Annotated in this window: 15 protein-coding genes; 7 read left to right on the top strand and 8 right to left on the bottom strand. The window is 69.2% G+C overall.

All coding sequences use genetic code 11. The annotated features are described in order from the left end of the window. Positions 1-45: 45 nt before the first annotated feature. Positions 46-1,833 (bottom strand): phosphodiester glycosidase family protein, encoded by a 1,788-nt coding sequence (locus VB734_RS02185; protein WP_231594888.1) that lies wholly within the window; start codon positions 1,831-1,833, stop codon positions 46-48. Between the two features lie 177 nt (positions 1,834-2,010). On the opposite strand from VB734_RS02185, the gene gltB reads away from it, so the two are divergent. Continuing rightward, the gene (gltB, locus tag VB734_RS02180; protein WP_197166205.1) at positions 2,011-6,609 is read left to right on the top strand and encodes a glutamate synthase large subunit; all 4,599 of its coding nucleotides are present in this window, start codon (positions 2,011-2,013) and stop codon (positions 6,607-6,609) included. A gap of 42 nt (positions 6,610-6,651) precedes the next feature. Here the strand turns inward: gltB and bchM are convergent, their stop codons facing one another. Together bchM and VB734_RS02170 are read right to left on the bottom strand one after the other, a co-directional pair. Further along, entirely contained in the window at positions 6,652-7,371 is a 720-nt protein-coding gene (gene bchM / locus VB734_RS02175; RefSeq protein ID WP_197166203.1) for a magnesium protoporphyrin IX methyltransferase, read from the bottom strand. A gap of 27 nt (positions 7,372-7,398) precedes the next feature. Next, positions 7,399-8,574 carry an N-acetylglucosamine-6-phosphate deacetylase gene (locus VB734_RS02170; RefSeq protein ID WP_197166202.1) on the bottom strand — a complete coding sequence of 392 codons (1,176 nt, stop codon included), beginning with the start codon at positions 8,572-8,574 and terminating at the stop codon, positions 7,399-7,401. A 136-nt stretch (positions 8,575-8,710) separates the two neighbouring features. On the opposite strand from VB734_RS02170, the gene purE reads away from it, so the two are divergent. Genes purE through VB734_RS02155 form a run of 3 tightly spaced genes read left to right on the top strand, consistent with a single transcriptional unit; the run spans position 8,711 to position 11,904 of the window. Then, positions 8,711-9,208 carry a 5-(carboxyamino)imidazole ribonucleotide mutase gene (gene purE / locus VB734_RS02165; RefSeq protein WP_197167155.1) on the top strand — a complete coding sequence of 166 codons (498 nt, stop codon included), beginning with the start codon at positions 8,711-8,713 and terminating at the stop codon, positions 9,206-9,208. Between the two features lie 3 nt (positions 9,209-9,211). Further along, complete coding sequence (locus VB734_RS02160) at positions 9,212-10,768, top strand: ArnT family glycosyltransferase (protein ID WP_197166200.1); 1,557 nt, start codon at positions 9,212-9,214, stop codon at positions 10,766-10,768. Next, positions 10,765-11,904: an AI-2E family transporter gene (locus tag VB734_RS02155; RefSeq protein WP_197166199.1), complete on the top strand. Its 1,140-nt coding sequence runs from the start codon at positions 10,765-10,767 to the stop codon at positions 11,902-11,904. The genes VB734_RS02160 and VB734_RS02155 overlap by 4 nt, the downstream gene beginning before the upstream one ends. On the opposite strand, the gene cysC is transcribed toward VB734_RS02155, so the two are convergent. Both cysC and VB734_RS02145 read right to left on the bottom strand, forming a co-directional pair. Further along, positions 11,864-12,487 carry an adenylyl-sulfate kinase gene (cysC, locus tag VB734_RS02150; RefSeq protein WP_197166198.1) on the bottom strand — a complete coding sequence of 208 codons (624 nt, stop codon included), beginning with the start codon at positions 12,485-12,487 and terminating at the stop codon, positions 11,864-11,866. The two genes, VB734_RS02155 and cysC, sit on opposite strands and share 41 nt — an antisense overlap. A gap of 83 nt (positions 12,488-12,570) precedes the next feature. Then, complete coding sequence (locus tag VB734_RS02145) at positions 12,571-12,897, bottom strand: translation initiation factor (RefSeq protein ID WP_197166197.1); 327 nt, start codon at positions 12,895-12,897, stop codon at positions 12,571-12,573. Positions 12,898-12,944: 47 nt separating this feature from the next. On the opposite strand from VB734_RS02145, the gene VB734_RS02140 reads away from it, so the two are divergent. Beyond that, complete coding sequence (locus VB734_RS02140; RefSeq protein ID WP_197166196.1) at positions 12,945-13,199, top strand: hypothetical protein; 255 nt, start codon at positions 12,945-12,947, stop codon at positions 13,197-13,199. Between the two features lie 25 nt (positions 13,200-13,224). After that, positions 13,225-14,505 carry a tryptophan synthase subunit beta gene (gene trpB / locus VB734_RS02135; RefSeq protein WP_197166195.1) on the top strand — a complete coding sequence of 427 codons (1,281 nt, stop codon included), beginning with the start codon at positions 13,225-13,227 and terminating at the stop codon, positions 14,503-14,505. An 18-nt stretch (positions 14,506-14,523) separates the two neighbouring features. Here the strand turns inward: trpB and VB734_RS02130 are convergent, their stop codons facing one another. The 3 genes from VB734_RS02130 to VB734_RS02120 form a co-directional block, all read right to left on the bottom strand. Further along, positions 14,524-15,342, bottom strand: coding sequence for a 20S proteasome subunit A/B (locus VB734_RS02130; protein WP_197166194.1), 819 nt, complete (start codon positions 15,340-15,342; stop codon positions 14,524-14,526). 11 nt (positions 15,343-15,353) lie between these two features. Further along, positions 15,354-16,355: an HrcA family transcriptional regulator gene (locus tag VB734_RS02125; RefSeq protein WP_197166193.1), complete on the bottom strand. Its 1,002-nt coding sequence runs from the start codon at positions 16,353-16,355 to the stop codon at positions 15,354-15,356. 101 nt (positions 16,356-16,456) lie between these two features. After that, positions 16,457-16,807 (bottom strand): rhodanese-like domain-containing protein, encoded by a 351-nt coding sequence (locus VB734_RS02120; RefSeq protein WP_231594886.1) that lies wholly within the window; start codon positions 16,805-16,807, stop codon positions 16,457-16,459. 68 nt (positions 16,808-16,875) lie between these two features. On the opposite strand from VB734_RS02120, the gene VB734_RS02115 reads away from it, so the two are divergent. Then, on the top strand, positions 16,876-18,513 hold the full coding sequence (locus VB734_RS02115; protein WP_197166190.1) for a DUF3352 domain-containing protein: 1,638 nt from the start codon (positions 16,876-16,878) through the stop codon (positions 18,511-18,513). Positions 18,514-18,545: the final 32 nt, after the last annotated feature.

The following is an 18,545-nucleotide window of genomic DNA, read 5'->3' as shown; positions in this document are numbered from 1 at the left end:
GGCAGAGGCTGATTCCAGCTTGCCAGGGCTTGGAGCCCATGGGGTTCAGCGTCCGGCTCTCTCACTGCCCAGGGCCTGCCCGCTTCGGGGCACCAGACCGAGGCCGTTGTGGATCGAGGCGGCCACTCCCCGGCCCCGCACAGTCTGTGTGTTGCCGACGAACAGTCCGGTGGAGCTGCCTCCATCGAGGTTGAGGGCCTCACGCAACCCCAGTTGCCGCAGCAGGACGGCTGTTTCACCCAGGGTCGGCCCGGCGTGATCCACCCCCTGCAGCGTCAGCAACCAGATCTGGCGGCCATCGCTGCCGATCACGGTGCGTGGTGCCCCTTGGCCCTGGAAGGCGCTGCTGAAACCTTCGGCCGTGCCGTTGAGGACGATCCGACCACCCAGGAGCAGCAGGGGTCCACCCCCCATCACGTAGGCCTGCTGGCCGAGCGGGTCACTGGGTTGGCTGGAGAGCGTGAGCCGGCTGGCCTCAGGCCAGGGGGGCATGACACCGGCCCTGCCCACCACCAGGGTGTCTTCGCGGCCCAGGGGGATGCCCCGTTGCAGCTGGGCGCCATCAAGCCGCTGCAGCACCACCCCGTCCCGGATCAACACCCCCGCTTCGTTGCCGCTGAGGGCCTGGTAACCGCCGCCCCAGTCGGCGGTGTAGCGAGCCAGGCCCCGCTGCACATAACCACTGTTCAGGCTCGAGAGGGGCCAGCGCTGGCCCCTCTCGTCGATGAGCTGTTCCTGAAGGGACAGCCTGCCGAAGCTGGGCAGGCCTCCGGGCTGCCAGCCCATGGCCCCACGGTTGAGGATCGGTCCGGAAAGCCAGCGTCCCTCGGCCTTGAGGGCCCCCAGGGGCAGCCTCCGGATGCGGTTGAAGAAGCCGCCGTTGATGGCCACAAGGGCCTGCTCCCGCTGGGCCAGGGCTGTGAGCGAAGACAGCCCCTGCATCCCGGAGGGACTGGTGAGCAGCCGCAGATCGAGGGGACTCTGGCGGGGATCGAAGCGGACGCTGCTGATCAGCATCCGCCGCGATCCCACGGGCAGCACCTGACGATCGATGCTGACACTGCGATTGAGCAGGGCCTGCAGCCTGGGATCGAGGGGCGGCACAGCCGGGGTCGCCGCCGGTGTTCCCCCGTCGGTGGACCCCGGAGGGATGGCGAAGACCACCCGGTCGGGTCCCCCGAGGGTCAGGACCCGGCCCCCACCGCTCGGTCGCAGCAGCAGCCCCTCACGGCTGGAGCTGACCGGCACGCCCAGTCTCTGCAGTTGCGAGCGCTGGTCAGCGGTGCTGAGCAGGCCCAGCAGAATCTGACCCGATTCCTGACGGACCACCGCCGCCCCGTTGAGATCCAGCACCACCCGGCGATCGGGTCCCGGGGGTGAGGCCCTCACCCGAACCAGACCGGGCAGAGGCATCTCCAGAACCAGGCGGTCTCCGTCGCTCTGAATGCGGACCCCGGCGGCCTGCAGCAACGGGCTGGCCTCGATGGCCACCTCGTCGTCGAGGCTGCGCTGGTCGCCGGTGGACACCAGTTGCTTCCGCCCGAACCACTCCAGCTCCAGACTTCCATCGGCGCGGCTGCTGCTGGCGACCCCCAGCTGGCCCTGCAGCACCTCGAGCGGCAGCCACACCTGGGCGGGGTTGCCCCCGACGGCCGGGAGCCATTGCCAGCGGGCGCTCTGCTCCCGACCATTGATGACGATCCGTTGGCCCTCCTGGCGCGGAGCGGAGGGGCTGCGGGCCAGCAGTTCACCGAATCTGGCCCCAGCCGTGGAGGCGGTGGGGCCGGCCTGGGCCCGTAAAAGGGCGCCGTCGGCGGCCGGCAGCAAAGCCATCACCGCCAGACTGATCAGCCCGGCTGGCAGGGATCGGCAACGCATCACGATTGGACCCGTATCCGTTGGTGGTGAACGCTAACGCTGAACCCACGTCTCTAGGATCAAAATCCCTTTCCGCGCGGAAGTCGCCTTGTTCGAGGCTTCTGCGGTCTACCGACAGGTTTTTGCCGGGCTATGCCTCTTCATCGCCGCTCTGCTTGGCCCCATTGCGACAGTCCGGCGCCCACGGAGGTCGCGGGTGAGAAGGATGCCTGCGGGGTTGGCTTTCTGGCCCAGCTGAGCGGTGAGCCCAGTCACTGGCTGCTGGAGCAGGCCCTGCGCGGCCTGGGCTGCATGGAGCACCGCGGCGGCTGCGGCGGCGACGGCGATTCCGGCGACGGCGCCGGGGTGCTCTGCGGCATTCCCTGGAGCTACCTGGGGGAGGTCTGGCCTGAATCCGCCCAGGCGGCGGAAGGTCGCCGGGGCCTGGGGATGGTCTTCCTGCCGGTCGCGGAGCCGAAACGCCAGGAGTACAAGCGCCTGTGTGAGCAGGCGGCCTCCCTGGTGGGTCTGCGCAGCCTGGGCTGGCGTGAGGTGCCCGTGGATCCCTCGGTTCTCGGACCCCTTGCGCTTCAGACCGCCCCACGCATCGAGCAGTGGCTGGTGGAAGGCCCCGAGCCGGGCGATGCGCTCGAATCCCAGCTGTTCCGCTGCCGGCGCCGGGCCGTCGATCTGGTGCGGGCCGCTCCGGGCGGTGATCCCAACGACCTCTACTTCGCCTCCTTCAGCGGCCGGACCCTTGTGTATAAGGGCATGGTGCGCTCCGAGGTGCTGTCGGCCTTCTATGCCGATCTGCGTGATCGGCGTTTCGCGGTGAGTTTCGCGGTCTATCACCGCCGTTTCAGCACCAACACCCTGCCGCGATGGCCCCTGGCCCAGCCGATGCGGATCCTGGGTCACAACGGGGAGATCAACACCCTGCTGGGGAACATCAACTGGGCCCAGGCGGCCGAGTCCCATCTCGATGCGGTCTGGGGTGAGGCAGCCTCCGACCTCAAGCCCGTGGTCAATGCCGCCTTCAGTGATTCGGCCAATCTCGACGCCATGCTCGAGCTGATGGTTCGCAGTGGCCGACCGATCACCGACAGCCTGCTGACCCTGGTGCCGGAAGCGTTCCGCCAGCAGCCCGAGCTGGAGTCCCGCCCGGATGTCCGGGCCTTCTACGAGTATTCCGCCTGTCTGCAGGAGCCCTGGGACGGTCCGGCCCTGCTGGTGTTCAGCGACGGCCGCAGTGTGGGCGCGACCCTTGATCGCAACGGACTGCGCCCCGCCCGCTATTGCATCACCAGCGATGGCCTCGTGGTGATGGGGTCGGAAACCGGGGTGGTGGAGATCGACGAAAGCCGCATCGTCGAGAAGGGCCGCCTCGGTCCCGGCCAGATGCTGGCGGTGGACCTCGAGCAGGGCCGGCTGCTGCAGAACTGGCAGGTGAAGGAGGAAGCGGCCTCCCGCTATCCCTATGCCGCCTGGCTGCAGGAACATCGTCGCTCGCTCGAGCCCCAGCCCTGGCGCACGGAGCATCAGCTCGGCGACCTCGACCTCCTCCGCCATCAGACCGCCTTCGGCTTCACCGCCGAGGATCTGGATCTGGTGATCGAGGAGATGGCCGGCCAGGGCAAGGAACCCACCTACTGCATGGGCGACGACATCCCCCTGGCGGTGCTCTCGGGCAAGCCCCACCTTCTCTACGACTACTTCAAGCAGCGCTTCGCCCAGGTCACCAATCCTCCGATCGATCCGCTCCGCGAGGAGCTGGTGATGAGCCTGGAGATGCACCTGGGGCGGCGAGGATCGGCCCTGCGGCCGGAGCCCTCGGCCGCCTCGGTGCTCCACCTGGCCACGCCTGTTCTCAACGAATCCGACCTGGAGGCCCTGCCCCACCAGGGCCTGGCCACCACCACCCTCACCACCCTCTATGGGCTGGATCAGGGGCCAGCTGGCCTGGAGGCCGCTGTGCAGCGTCTCTGTCAGGCGGCGGAGCAGGCGGTGCAAAACGGCAGCCAGATCCTGGTGCTCTCCGATCGGGCCGCCGAGGGACTGAGCGCCACCACCACCTTCATCCCGGCGCTGCTGGCCGTAGGCGCTGTCCACCAGCATCTGCTCAGGCTGGGGGTGCGCCTGCACTGCTCCCTGGTGATCGACACGGCCCAGTGCTGGAGCACCCACCACCTGGCCTGCCTGATCGGTTTCGGCGCCAGCGCCGTCTGCCCCTGGCTCACCTGGGAGACCACCCGCCACTGGCTGGACCACCCCAAGACCCGCTCCCTGATGGAGCGCGGCAAGCTGCCGGCGATCGATGCCGCCAAGGCCCAGGCCAACGTGCGCAAGGCCCTGGAGGCCGGCCTGCGCAAGATCCTCTCCAAGATCGGCATCTCGCTGCTCGCCAGCTACCACGGCGCCCAGATCTTCGAGGCCATCGGCATCGGCGCCGATCTGATCGACCTGGCCTTCCGCGGCACCACCAGCCGGGTGGCAGGCCTCAGCCTGCGTGATCTCGCCAACGAAACCCTGGCGTTCCACGCCAAGGCCTTCCCCGAGCTCAACCGCACCAAGCTCGAGTTCATGGGCTTCGTGCAGTACCGCTCCGGTGGTGAGTTCCACCTCAACAGCCCGGAGATGGCCAAGGCCCTGCATGCGGCGGTGGCCGCCGGTCCCGGCTACGACCATTTCGCCACCTACCGCACCCTGCTGGAGAACCGTCCGGTCACAGGCCTGCGCGACCTGCTGGAGCTGCGCCCCTCCCCCACCCCCCTGCCGATCGAGCAGGTGGAGAGCGTGGAGAGCATCTGCAGCCGGTTCTGCACCGGTGGCATGAGCCTTGGGGCCCTGTCCCGTGAGGCCCACGAGGTGCTGGCGGTGGCCATGAACCGGATCGGCGGCAAGAGCAACAGTGGGGAGGGAGGAGAGGATCCGGCTCGCTACCACCCGCTCACCGATGTCGACGAGGAGGGCCGCTCCGCCACCCTGCCCACGCTTCGGGGCCTCGTGCCCGGTGACAGTGCCTGCTCGGCCATCAAGCAGGTGGCCTCGGGGCGTTTCGGCGTCACTCCGGAGTACCTGCGCAGTGGGCAGCAACTCGAGATCAAGGTGGCCCAGGGGGCCAAGCCCGGTGAAGGGGGCCAGCTGCCCGGTCCCAAGGTCGATGCCTACATCGGCTGGCTGCGCAACAGCAAGCCCGGTGTGGCGCTGATCTCCCCGCCGCCCCACCACGACATCTATTCCATCGAGGATCTGGCCCAGCTGATCCACGATCTGCACCAGGTCCATCCGACCGCCAAGGTGTCGGTGAAGCTGGTGGCCGAGATCGGCATCGGCACGATCGCCGCCGGCGTGGCCAAGGCCAATGCCGATGTGATTCAGATCTCCGGCCATGACGGCGGCACGGGAGCGTCGCCCCTGAGCTCGATCAAGCACGCGGGCAGCCCCTGGGAGCTGGGGCTCTCGGAAGTGCACCGCAGCCTCCTCGCGAACGGACTGCGCAACCGGGTGCTGCTGCGGGCCGACGGTGGGCTCAAGACCGGCTGGGACGTCGTGATGGCGGCCCTGCTCGGCGCCGAGGAATACGGATTCGGTTCGGTGGCCATGATCGCCGAGGGCTGCATCATGGCCCGTGTCTGCCACACCAACAATTGCCCGGTAGGGGTGGCCACCCAGAAGGAGGCCCTGCGCAAGCGCTTCACCGGCCTGCCGGAGCACGTGGTCAATTTCTTCCTCTACGTGGCTGAGGAAGTGCGCCAGTTGCTGAGCGTGCTCGGCGTGGCCCGTCTGGACGACCTGATCGGCCGGGTGGAGCTTCTGCATCCCCGGCAGGTGGCTCTGGCCAAGACCAGCGCCCTCGATCTCACCTGTCTTCTGGCCCCGCTGCCCGGTTCCGACGACCGCAGCTGGTTGCGCCATGACAGCCACGCCCACGGCAATGGAGTGATCCTCGAGGATCAGCTTCTGGCTGATCCCGAGGTGCTCGCGGCCATCGAGCAGCACGGGCACGTGGCCCGTCGCCTGACGATCGTGAACACCGATCGCAGTGTCGGGGCCCGCCTGGCTGGAGAGCTGGCTGCCCGCCACGGCAACAAGGGGTTCGAGGGCCTGCTGGATTTCTGCTTCGAGGGTGCCGCCGGCCAGAGTTTCGGCGCTTTCACCCTGCAGGGCATGAACCTGCGCCTCGAGGGGGATGCCAACGACTACGTCGGCAAGGGCATCAACGGCGGCCGCATCACGGTTGTGCCTTCGGCCGCAACCCGTGATCCCGGCAACCAGGTCATCCTGGGCAATACCTGCCTCTATGGCGCCACCGGGGGCGAGCTGTTCGCCCTCGGGCGGGCCGGGGAACGCTTCGCCGTTCGCAACAGCGGCGCGCGCACCGTGGTCGAAGGTTGCGGAGACCACTGCTGCGAATACATGACCGGTGGGGTGGTCGTTGTCCTGGGCAGCACGGGACGCAACGTGGCTGCGGGCATGACAGGGGGTGTGGCCTTCCTCCTGGACGAGGAGGACGCGCTGGGAGGGCTCCTCAATCCCGAGATCGTCTCGGTCCATCCGCTGGAGACCCCCGAGCAGGAGCAACTGATCAAACCTCTGCTGGAGGCCCACCTCGAAGTCACCGGCAGCCGCCGGGCGGCCGAGATCCTGGCGAACTGGCCGCAGTGGCGCTCACGCTTCAAGGTTCTTGTTCCCCCCAGCGAGGTGGCCACGGTGGGCCTGCTGGAGCGCGAGAAACTGGCTATGGCCACCTGACCGGACTCGGTCGGTGGAGGCCTCCCGGGCGTGGCTGACGACTCAGCCGCGCTCGAATTCGATCAGGCGTGAGAAATAGAATGGAGCCTGGTTGAGGCTGCGGCGCCTGGGCTGGAAGCCGGCCTCGGAGGCGGCGGCAACGATGCCGTCCTCCCGCAGGGTGTAGGCACGGGTGGTCTTGCTCGGCCCAGGGAAGAGCTGCCCGATCGATTTGAGCAGGGCCAGCAGGGGGGTGTAGGGGGCAAAACTCACGATCAGCCGCCGTTCGGCCAGCCCGCCGAGGTGACGCACCATCTCCTCGGCCGCGGCCTGGGGGTAGTGGATGAACACGTCCAGGCAGATCACCGTGTCGTACCTGCCCTGGAGGCTCTCCAGGTCCGAGGCGCTGAACTGCACCTGCTCAGCGGGGAGCCGGCTGCCTTCCAGACGACGACGGGCCTCCTCCACCATGGCTTCGGAGAGGTCACTGGCGGCGATGCTGCCTGCCCCGAGTCGGGCCAGGGGCAGGCTGAGGCTGCCGACGCCGCAGCCGGCATCACAGAAGCTGCGCTGGGCCAGATCGCCCTCCTCCTGCAGCCACTCGAGAACCTGATCCACCGTTTTCTGATGCCCCAGGCGGATGTTGCGCTGCACCTTGTTGACGTCGTCGCTGTCGCTGTAGATCCGCTTCCAGCGCTCGAAGCCCGTGCTGTTGAAGTAGTCGCGCACTTCGGCCTTCTCGGCCAGCTTGGCGCCGACGTCCGGCGCTGGAGAGGTGGCCATGGCTGCGCTGGCAGGAGTTGCCGGATCTTAAGGAGCCGCTTCGGACCCGCGCTGCCAGCGCACCTCCCCGTCCGCTCCTGCCCGCCAGCGCAGGGTTTCGTTCAGGGGCCGTCCAAGCAACAGCTGGGGAAGCGTCCGCCGCTCCCCCAGCACACGCCGGGGCACGAGGGTGGCGGCGGCGATTGCGCGGCCCGGTTCACCGCTCCAGCGGGCCAGGCGCGTCACCCCCTCCAGCAGGGGCAGGGTCACGCCCGCCAGGGTGCCGTCCTCCAGCCGGCAGCTGCCGTCTTCCACCAGCAGCACCCGTTCATCCCAGCGGTGGCGCCCCTCAGTCAGGCCATACGGTCCGAGCGCGTCGCTCACCAGCAGCACCTGCTCAGGGGCCAGCCGCTGCAGCAGAACCGCCATCGAGGGGGCCACATGCACCCCATCGGCGATCAGGCCGAGAGCCACATTGCCGCGCAGCAGCGCCGCCGCCACCGGACCGGGGGCTCGGCGGTGCAGGTCGGGCATGGCATTGAAGACATGGGTGAGCATGCCCACCCCCGCCGCGAACGCCCGCCCGGCTTCTGCCTCCGTGGCCGCGCTGTGGCCGAGGCTCACCACGATGCCGTGCTGACGGAGGGCGGCGATCACGGCATCGGCCCCCTCGAGTTCGGGAGCCAGAGTCACCAGGGCGATCTCCTGCTCATAGCCGCTGATCCGCTCCTGCAGGGCCTCAAGGCTGGGGACCGCCAGGTGGGCCTCGGGGTGGGCGCCGCGTCGCACCGCTGCCAGGAAGGGACCCTCCAGATGGGCGCCCAGCAGCTGACAGCGCCCGGGCCGGTGCTGGAGGCGGGCCTGTCGCAGCACGGCCAGCGCCTGGCGCAGGGGAGGCACGGCGCAGGTCACCAGGGTCGGACAGATCGCCTCCACCCCATCGGCCCAGAGCAGCTCCAGCAGCTCCAGCAGCCGCGGCAGGTCGGCCGGCTCCAGCTCGGGGAAGGCCAGGCCCAGGCCTCCGTTGATCTGCAGATCCACTCCCGTCGGGCTGATCCAGTCGCCGGCCCAGTCGAGGCCGGCGGCACAGCTGCCGGCCTCGACTGGCACCACCCGGACGATCAGACCCCGGCTGTCCACCCCGAGGCGCCAGTGCCGCTCGGAACCATGGCGGCCCGTCGACGCCTCGGGCAGACGGACGTTGCTGATCCAGCGCACGGTCATCGGCTCCGGGGCGAACGGGCGGGGAGAATGCCATCCTCGCCGCATGGCCCCTGCCTTGACCCTCGAACCCGTTTCCGCTGAGGCCGCCAACCCGTCGGGGCCCGGCTCAGGGGCTGTGCCGCTGGTGGCCGTGGTGATGGGCAGCGATTCCGACCTGCCGACGATGCAGCCGGCGGTGAAGGTGCTCGAGAACTTCGGCGTGGTCGTGGAGGTGCGGGTGCTCTCGGCCCATCGCACCCCACGGGAGATGGTGCACTTCGCGGAAGCCGCCGCCGGCCGGGGCCTCAAGGTGATCGTGGCGGGGGCCGGCGGCGCCGCCCACCTGCCGGGAATGGTGGCGGCGCTCACCACCCTGCCGGTGATCGGTGTGCCGGTGCTGAGCAGGGCTCTCTCGGGGGTGGATTCGCTCCATTCGATCGTTCAGATGCCGGCCGGGATCCCCGTGGCCACCGTGGCCATCGGTAATGGCACCAATGCCGGTCTGCTGGCGGTCCAGATCCTGGCCACAGCCGATCCGGCCCTGGCCGAGCAGCTCAGGCAGCATCGTCTGCAGCTCCATGATCAGGTCTGTGCCAAGGACGCCCGCCTGCAGGATCTCGGGAGCACGGCCTATCTGGCTGCCATGGAGGGCTGAGTGATGCAAGTGTCGAGCTCGGCAACAGGCTCTGGGGCGGCCCGACGGCCACCGGCGGCCGCCTGGATCTGGTGGCTTCTGCTGTTCTGCGCTGGAGCTCTCAGCCGCTGGCTCACCCGCACGGAGCTTGTGCAGGCCTGGGATGCCGGCAATTTCGTGCTGGCTCTCACCGACTTCGACCTCGACCGCCACCAGCCACACCTGCCCGGCTGCTTCTGGTGGCTGATCAACCTCGGACGCCTGAGTCTGCCACTCACCGGAGGCAACGGGGTGGCGGCCCTGGAGCTGGTGAACGTCCTGGTGTCGGCCGCGGCTCTGCCCTTCGGCTGGATCCTGGCCCGGCGCTGGGGGGGCCAACGGGCCGCCTGGTGGATGGTGGTGCTGCTGTTCAGCAGTCCCCTGCTCTGGTTTTACTCCAGCCAGCCTCTCAGCTACGGCACCGAGCTGGGCTGGGTCATGGCGATCGCCTGCTGTGCCTGGTTCGTGGCCGAGGGGGATCCGCGCTTCCTGCCCCCCCTGGCGCTTCTGATGGCCACCGCCGGCGGCATCCGGCCGAACACCCCGCTGTTTCTGTTCCCCCTGGTGCTGGTGTGCTGCCTCAGGGGCTGCCGCCGGGGCCTGCGGCCCTGGCGGCTGCTGGTGGCCGTGGCCCTCGGCCTCGGGGTGCTGGTGTGGTGGGGCCTGGCCTTTCTGGACGAGGCGGGCGGCCCGGGACCATTCTGGTCGCAGCTGATGGCCTGGAAAGGCGACCATGCCCAGCAGGCTTCCGACCGAGGAGTGCTCGGCAACGGCTGGTTGCTGATCCGCACGGTGGCGCTCACGGCTCCGGCTGGTCTGGGCCTGGCTCTGGGCACCAGCTGGGCAGGCCCGGCCGCCCAGGCCGCTGGGCCGCCACCCCGGCAGGTGCGGCTCTGGCGGCGCTGGTTCATGGCCCTCTGGGTGACCCCCTCGGCGCTCTACCTGCTGATGGTGCATTTCACCCGCATGGGGCATGCCACCACCATTCTCCCGGCCGTGCTGCTGCTGCTGGCCGCGCGCCTGGCGGAGCGGGCCGACGGGGACGGTGCTCTGAGCTGGCCCCGTCCCCTGCTGCTGGTTCTCACGTTGCAATGCGCCCTGTTCCTGCTGGTGCCCGGTGATCGCTTCCTCGAAAATCTGCGCTCCTACGATCACGAGTGGGGACTGGCGATCCGAGCGGTGAAGCGCTTCGATCCGGCGACCACCCTTGTGGTGGTGGCCGGCCGCTCCGACCGCCGGGCCTACCGCCTTCCCTCGGTGCATCTCCCCGCGTATGACCATGGTGAGGCCGATCTGGTGCTCGACCAACGGGACGAGAGCATCGAGGTGCGCCCGCCTCTGCGACGGGTGGTGATGATCGACCGCGGGCTCTCGGTGCAGCCGGGCGATGTGCCGGGCGGGCGGTTCGAGCAGCTGATTCCCGGACGGCTTCAGCTGATCGAGGTGGCCGTGCCCCCCTCGGGTCTTGAGGTGTTCCGCCGGAAGGTGAAGCCCCTGCCCTCAGATGCGCCGGACCCGGCGACAGCGGATCCCTCGTCATGATCCGCCCGGCCCCCTTCACCGCCTGGCAGAGGCTGGGCCTGGCCTTGCCCCTGCTGGTGCTCAATTTCTGGGTGCTGCGTCAGCTGTTGCTGCCGCTTGCACCCTTCCCGGCACTGTTCCTCACCGCGGCGCTGATTGCCTTCCTGCTCGATCTTCCCAGCCGCTGGCTGACGGGCCGAGGCCTGCCCCGGCCCCTGGCCCTTGCCCTGGTGCTGGGAGTGGGCCTGCTGGTGCTGGTGCTGGTGGCCCTCTGGATCATTCCCCTGCTGGTGGAGCAGCTCGCGGATCTGCTCACGGCCTTGCCGGGCTGGTTTGTGGAGGCGGAAAACCTGCTCACCCAGGCTCAGGCCTGGGCGGTGGAGCATGGTCTGCCGGCGGATTTCGGCGACCTCAGCAGTGCCCTGCTGACGCGCTCCACCCAGTACGCCTCCCAGCTGAGTCAGAAGCTGCTCGGACTGCTCGGCGCCACCCTCACCCTGACGATCAACAGCGTGATCGTAATCGTTCTGGCCATCTTCCTGCTGCTGGGAGGCGAGTCGATCAGCCTCGGCCTGGCTCGCTGGTTGCCGGCCAGCTGGCGGGAGATGGCGCTGGGCACCGTGAACCGCACCTTCCGCGGGTACTTCGGCGGCCAGGTGATCCTTGCGCTGATTCTGAGCGCAGCCCAGATCGTGGTCTTCACCCTGCTGGGAATCCCCTATGGCGTGCTGTTCGCCGTGGCGATCGGGTTCACCACCCTGATCCCCTATGCCAGTGCCTTCACCATCGTGCTGGTCAGCCTGTTGCTGGCGCTGGAGGATCCCAGCACCGGCCTGGAGGTGCTGGCCGTGGCGATCGCCGTGGGCCAGGTGGTCGACCAGGTGATCCAGCCCAGGTTGATGGGCAAGATCGTGGGATTGCAGCCGGCCTGGCTGCTGCTCAGCCTGCCGGTCGGGGCCCGGATCGGCAGCCTGCTGGGCCTCGGCGACCTGCTGGGCCTGCTGCTGGCGGTGCCGGTGGCCAGTTGCCTCAAGGCGTTCCTTGATGAGGTGGCCCGTCGCCTCGGTCTGCCCGAGCCGGAACTTCTCCTCAGGCAGGGGGCCATGGATCGACTGCTCAGCCCTCCGCGATCAACCCCTGACGCTCCAGATAGCTGATCACCTGGGCCACGTTCTCCTCCAGCCTGCCGCCGGTGTCGACCAGCAGCTCAGGGGACTCCGGGGCCTCGTAGGGGCTGGAGATGCCGGTGAACTCCTTGATCACGCCGGCACGGGCCTTGGCGTACAGCCCCTTGGGATCCCGCTGCTCGCAGACCGCCAGATCGGCGGCGCAGTGGATCTCGATGAAATCGCCGCTCTCCACCAGGGCCCTGGCCCGGTCGCGGTCGGCCCGGAAGGGCGACACGAAGGCTGTGAGGGTGATCACGCCGGCGTCGAGGAAGAGCTTGGCCACCTCGCCGATGCGGCGGATGTTCTCTTCCCGGTCGGCATCGGAGAACCCCAGGTCCTTGCAGAGGCCATGGCGCACGTTGTCGCCATCAAGCAGGTAGGTGGCCAGCCCCCGCCGGAACAGCTCCACGTTCACGGCGTTGGCCAGGGTGCTCTTGCCAGCACCGGAGAGTCCCGTGAACCAGAGGATCGCGCTGCGGTGGCCGCGCTGGCTGGCGCGGGAGTCGCGGTTCACCGAGGCCTCATGCCAGACGATGTTGGTGGCTTTGCTGTCGGTGCGAGAACTGGTCATCGACTGAGTGAAGATGAGGAGAGCAATGGGGTGATGGTCTCACCTTTCCCACCCCCTGGTGGTTTGGAGTGACCAGCGGCTGATCAGCCACCCGCCTGCCGGGGCCGGAAGCCTTCCGCCGTGAGCGTCTCCAGGCAGGTGGTCACCTGATCCCCCTGCAGCTCGATCACGCCGTCCTTGAGGGTGCCGCCGCTGCCGGCTGTGGCCTTGAGCCGCTTGAGCAGGGCCCGGGAGTCGGCCTCACAGATCTCGAGGCCGGTGATGACTGTCACGGTCTTCCCTCCCTTGCCCGCCTTGGTGCGCTGCACCCGCACCCGTTGCTGCGGCCGGGGTGGAACCGCTGCATCCGCAGCCGCCGGCCGGGCGGTGCTCGCCGCGGCGCTGAATTCCTGCCAGCCTCCCTTGCCCATGGACCCTGTTGCCGCTACGCCTTCCATCACAGCGCACCCCTGAGCCGATGGATCTGCCGCCCGTCCGCTTCGAGATGCTCCGCCTCGATCTGGTGCCAAGCCCGGCGCCGGCCTCCTGCCGTCCTGTGCCGGGAGCCGATGCCCGCTCCCTGACCTTTTCGATGGTGGAGGCGCCGCCCTGCCGCGATCCCGCGGCGGGGCTGGCCATCGATGAGCCCCTGGGCTGGCCGCCGTCCCGCTCCTCCGCTGACGACAGCTGGACCCTGCCACCGCCCCCGGTGCCGCCGCGGCCTGCTTCCTAGGCTGGGGTTCCCCGATCGATCACCGGTGACGAGCACCCTTCCCCCGATCCCACCGGATTCCGGGACCCTCCCGGATTCCGCCGCCCTGGAGGTGGGGGCCCGACCCAATGCGCTCGGGCGCTTCGGGCGCTACGGGGGCCAGTACGTGCCCGAGACCCTGATGCCGGCCCTGGCGGAGCTGGAGCAGGCGGCGGCTGAGGCCTGGGCCGATCCCGCCTTCACCAGCAGGCTCAATCATCTGCTCAAGACCTACGTGGGACGCCCGTCGCCGCTCTACGAAGCGGAGCGTCTCAGCGCCCATTACCGGCGCCCCGAGGGCGGCCCGCGCATCTGGCTGAAGCGCGAGGACCTCAACCACACCGGCGCCCACAAGATCAACAATGCGCTCGGTCAGGCCCTGCTCGCCCTGCGCATGGGCAAGAAACGGATCATCGCCGAGACCGGCGCCGGCCAGCACGGTGTGGCCACCGCCACGGTCTGTGCCCGCTTCGGCCTGGAGTGCGTGATCTACATGGGCGCCGAGGACATGCGCCGCCAGGCCCTGAACGTGTTCCGGATGCGCCTGCTGGGGGCCACGGTGCAGCCCGTCACCGCCGGCACCGCCACCCTCAAGGACGCCACCAGCGAGGCGATCCGCGACTGGGTGACCAACGTGGAGAGCACCCACTACATCCTGGGGTCGGTGGCCGGACCCCACCCCTACCCGATGCTGGTGCGTGATTTTCACGCCGTGATCGGCGAGGAAACCAGGGTCCAGTGCCAGGAAGCCTTCGGCCGTCTGCCCGATGTGCTCCTCGCCTGCGTGGGTGGCGGGTCCAACGCCATGGGTCTCTTCCATCCCTTCGTCACCGACACCTCCGTGCGCCTGATTGGCGTGGAGGCGGCTGGCGACGGCGTGGCCACGGGCCGCCATGCCGCCACCATCACCGAAGGTCGTGTCGGGGTGTTGCATGGGGCCATGAGCCTGCTGCTCCAGGACGAGCAGGGGCAGGTGCAGGAAGCCCACTCGATCAGCGCCGGCCTCGACTATCCGGGAGTGGGCCCGGAGCACAGCTACCTGCAGGAGCTGGGACGGGCTGAATACGCTGCCGTCACCGATCAGGAGGCGCTCGATGCCCTGCGGCGGGTCAGCCTTCTGGAAGGCATCATTCCGGCTCTGGAAACAGCCCACGCCTTCGCCTGGCTGGAGCAGCTCTGCCCCACCCTGGCGCCGGGCACCGAGCTGGTGATCAACCTCTCCGGACGCGGCGACAAGGATGTGAACACGGTGGCCGACCGGCTCGGGGAGCAGCTGGCCGGGGGGTGACCCAGGTTGCGGGGTCGCTCAGGTGGGGACTCCGGACCGCTCCTGCTCCCAGGGAAAGCGGGGCAGCCGTTGCATCGCCTGGCGCTGACTCTCGATCCAGATCCGGTTGATTTCGGCGATTTCGGTTGCGCCCCGCTCCAGTCTCTGGTGGTGCGCCACCGCCAGGCTGTCCCGCGGATAGATCGCCACTTCGAACGGGGGTCCCACGGTGAGGTTGGAGCGCCGGGTGATCACCTGCGACACCAGACAGAGCCGGGCAGCGTCTTCCAGCGACATCCGGCAATGTCCCACCGAATCGAGCGGCGGCTTTCCGTACTTGCTCTCCCCGATCTGCAGGAACGGTGTTTCGGGCGTGGCCATGATCGCGTTGCCCTGGGGGTAGATCAGATACAGGCCATGGGGCTGGCCGGCGATCTGGCCGCCGAGGATGAAACTGGCCTCGCCGCTGGCACCCACCTGGTGCAGCGCCGAGTGGTTCTCGTTCTGCACCTCCACACTCAGCCGGCCGATGTAGGCGGCCACTTCGAACAGATAGCTGGCACTGAGCAGATCGTGTTGTCTGGACGCCCCACCGGACCCCCCCTGACCGACCAGCGGCAGCCCCGCCATGGGCGATCCATCGCGCCTGGCCTGGTTCAGGTCGCGCTTGATGTGATTGATCACCGCCTGGGTCGTGGCCAGGTTGCCGGCGGCCAGAAGCATGAACAGCCGGTCGGGAGCCGGCTCGAAGATGTGCAGTTTCCGGTAGGAGGAGATGTAGTCGACACCGGCGTTGGTGCGGGAGTCGGAGGCCATCACCAGGCCGGCCTCCAACCAGAACCCCACGCAATAGGTCATTCCGTCGGGCCTCAGCTGAGCAGACGCTGCAGGCTAGTGGCCACTGAGCGCACCGCTGAGATCGCCGTGGCATAAGCCATCCGCATCGGTCCCAGCAGGGCCACCTGGCCTTCGCTGCCGTCTCCGCTCCGGTAGGTGGCCCGCACCACGGCGCAGTGGCGCAGGGCGGGGTGGGGATGCTCCGCTCCGATCCAGATCCCCTCCGGATCCTGCTGCCTGGACGGATGCAAAAGACGCTGAGGCTCCTCCTCCACCAGCTGCAGCAATGGCCTGAGATCGGCACTGCGGCTGAATTCGGGCTGGGCCAGGAGCCCGCCCATGCCCACGACAACGGCACCGTCGCCATCACTGCTTCGGGCCTGACGATGGCTGCGCAGGGCCTGGCGCAGCACGCCGCCGCTGGTGCGCAGCTGGGAGGGGAGGCTCTCCCAGCGGATGAGGCCCCCAGGAGGGCCGTCCAGTTCCGTCTGCAGCCACCTCTCCAGGGCTGGAAGTTCCGGACTGGCCCCGGGGGGCAGGCGCAGGTTGAGGCTGCTGGCGACCAGGGCGTTCTCCACCAGCAACACCAGCAGCCGCTCGCCATTGGGCACCAGCCGGATCGCCTGCAGACGGGACTCGGCCCGCTGAGGACGGGTGATCAGACTCATCAGACCCGTGAGATCGGCCAGGCGACGGGCCACATGCAGAAGCAGATCATCGAGTGCCGCCCACTGCAGGCTCAGGCCCAGCATTTCCCGCTGCAGCTGAACCGCCCCGGCACCGGGGGCCGGCAGCAGCGCATCCACGTAGAGGCGGTAGCCCTGCTGGCTGGGGATGCGGCCGGCCGAGGTGTGGGGCTGCAGCAGCAGGCCCCGTTGCTCAAGCGCTCCCATGGTGGAGCGCACGGTGGCCGCGCTGGCGGGCAGACCGAAGCGGCGGATCAGGGTGCGGCTGCCCACCGGCTCCATGGTGTCGACGTAGTGATGCACCGTGGCCTGCAGCACCTGCTGCTGGCGGTGGGGCAGGGCGATCACATGCGCGCTGGCGGGATGGGAGGCTCTGATGGTAAAGAAGAAATCCCCTCTCCAGCCGGCCTGTTGCGGTCAGGATGGGAACCGGTGCCGCTGAGCGGCCCTCAGTAGCGCGGCACCGAGGAATCCACCTCCACGCTCCAGGCGTCGATGCCACCCTGCAGGTTGAGCACGTCGTCGTAGCCCTGGGCCTCCATCAACCAGCAGGCGAACTGCCAGCTGCGGATTCCGGCATGGCAGAGCACCACCACCGTCCGGTCGCGCCCGATCAGGCTTTCCACACGCTCCACCCACTCCGCTGAGCGGCTGAGCGGCAGATGCAGCACCGGCTCGTTCAGCGACGCCATCTCGAGTTCAGCCGGTTCACGCACGTCAACCAGCAGCAGCGGTTCGCCGGCGAGCAGCCGTTGCTGGAGCGCACTGGCACGGATGGCCCTTGGAATCGGGGTGGTCATGGGATCCATGCTGACAGTCCAGCGGGCGTGGTCATGGTTGAAGATGACAGGACCCCTGCGTGCGGCGCATGAAGGCTCGCCCCTTCCTGGCGGCTGTGCTGACGGCAGCTCTGCTCCTGCTCTCCCTGGGGGGAGGCTTCTGGTGGCTGGCGCTCCGTCAGAGTCCCCTCCGCCTGGAGCGGCAGCCGCTGCATCTGCCCCTGGCTGCCCGCTTCGTGCCGCGCACCGCCCTGCTCAGTCTTCATCTCCTGGTGGAACCTGACGACCTGGTGGCCTATGCCAGGGCCGTGGCTCCCCCGCCCCAGCGCCGGGGGGCAGCCGGACTGATGCTGAATCTGCGCGATGGTGCCTACGCCACGGCCGGCCTCGACTATTCCAGCGAGCTGGCCAGCTGGCTGGGCCCCGAAACCAGCCTGGCGGTGATCGCTCCGGAGGGGAGCGACGGCCCCAGCGGCTGGCTGCTGGCCCTGGGCTGCCGCGAACCCGAGGGCGCGCGCCGCTTCCTTCAGCGTTTCTGGCAGTCCCGCAGCCTGGCGGGCACCGCTCTGCAGATCAGCAGTTACCGGGGCATGGGGCTGATCAGCGGGCGGGGAGCCCTGGTGGGTGAGACCACTCAGCCCATGGCCACGGCCCTGATCGACGACCGGCTGGTGTTGATCGCCTCCGGCCGTGGGGTGCTGGAGCAGGCCCTCGATGTCTCTCAGATCGAGGAACTCAACCAGGCGGGACAGGACTCGCTCCAGGCCGCGGTCGGCCGACTGGAGCGGGGAGTGGCCCTGCTCACCGCCCGCCCGCAGGCCTTCAGCGACTGGCTCGATCTCCCCCCCACCCTGACCGGAGCCGAGGGGCTTGGTGACCTGGTGGCTTCGCTGGTGCCGGCCGGCCGGGGCCTTCAGCTCCAGGCACTGCTGCCCGTGCGTCAGGACCTGCCGCCGCTGCAGCTGGATCCGCTCCCCGATCTGCTCGCCGGATTGAGCGGTCCGGTGGCCAGTCTGGCCCTGCTCCAGGATCCGGCCTCCCTGCTGGCGGACCAGGGCGATCCGGCCAGCGCTGACCTCTGGAACTCCCTGGTGGGGCCGCTGCTTCGGCAGACCCTCGCTCAACTGAACGGACCGTTGCCGACACTGGTGGCGGCCGCCGACCATGGTCCCCTGCTGGCCCTGAGCCGCCGGGAGGGCTGGATGCTCGCCACGGCCACCACGGCCCTGACCACGGAGCAACTCCGTCCTGCCCTGATCGAGCAGGGCTACAGCCCGGCGCCCCTGAGCCGGGCCGGTCGGACCCTTCAGGTGTGGAGCCGCCTGGAGGCTCGCCCCGGAAAGGGCGATCCGGACCGGTTGCAGGCCACGCTGGCCGGTGCCCGCTTCGATCAGGGTGACACAACCTGGTGGGGTGAGGGCCTGGCGGCCCTCGACGATCAGCTGCAGGGCCGCCAGGCCCCCCAGGAGCGGGTCGAGCAGCTGCAGACTCTGGGGACCCGCAGCGCTCCCCTGCAGGCTGCCCTGGCTGCCGAACCCGCCCAGGACCTTCTGGTGCCCTGGCACCCCTGGCAACTGGTCACCGGCCTGGTGGGCCATTCCCTGGTGGGAGGCGTGAAGGGCCTGGCCTTCAGTGTGGCGATCGAGCCTCCCCTGCTGGAGGATGCGCCGCCGCCGCTCGGACCGTCGTCGCTGCTCGCCCTGCGGGCCCATCTGGAGCTGGGCTGACCATGGCCGGTGTCACCCTGCTGTTGCTGCGC

It is taken from the genome of Synechococcus sp. BA-124 BA4 (assembly GCF_034931165.1).
The sequence above is the reverse complement of the archived record's forward strand: the minus strand, read 5'-3'. Positions and strand labels throughout refer to the sequence as shown.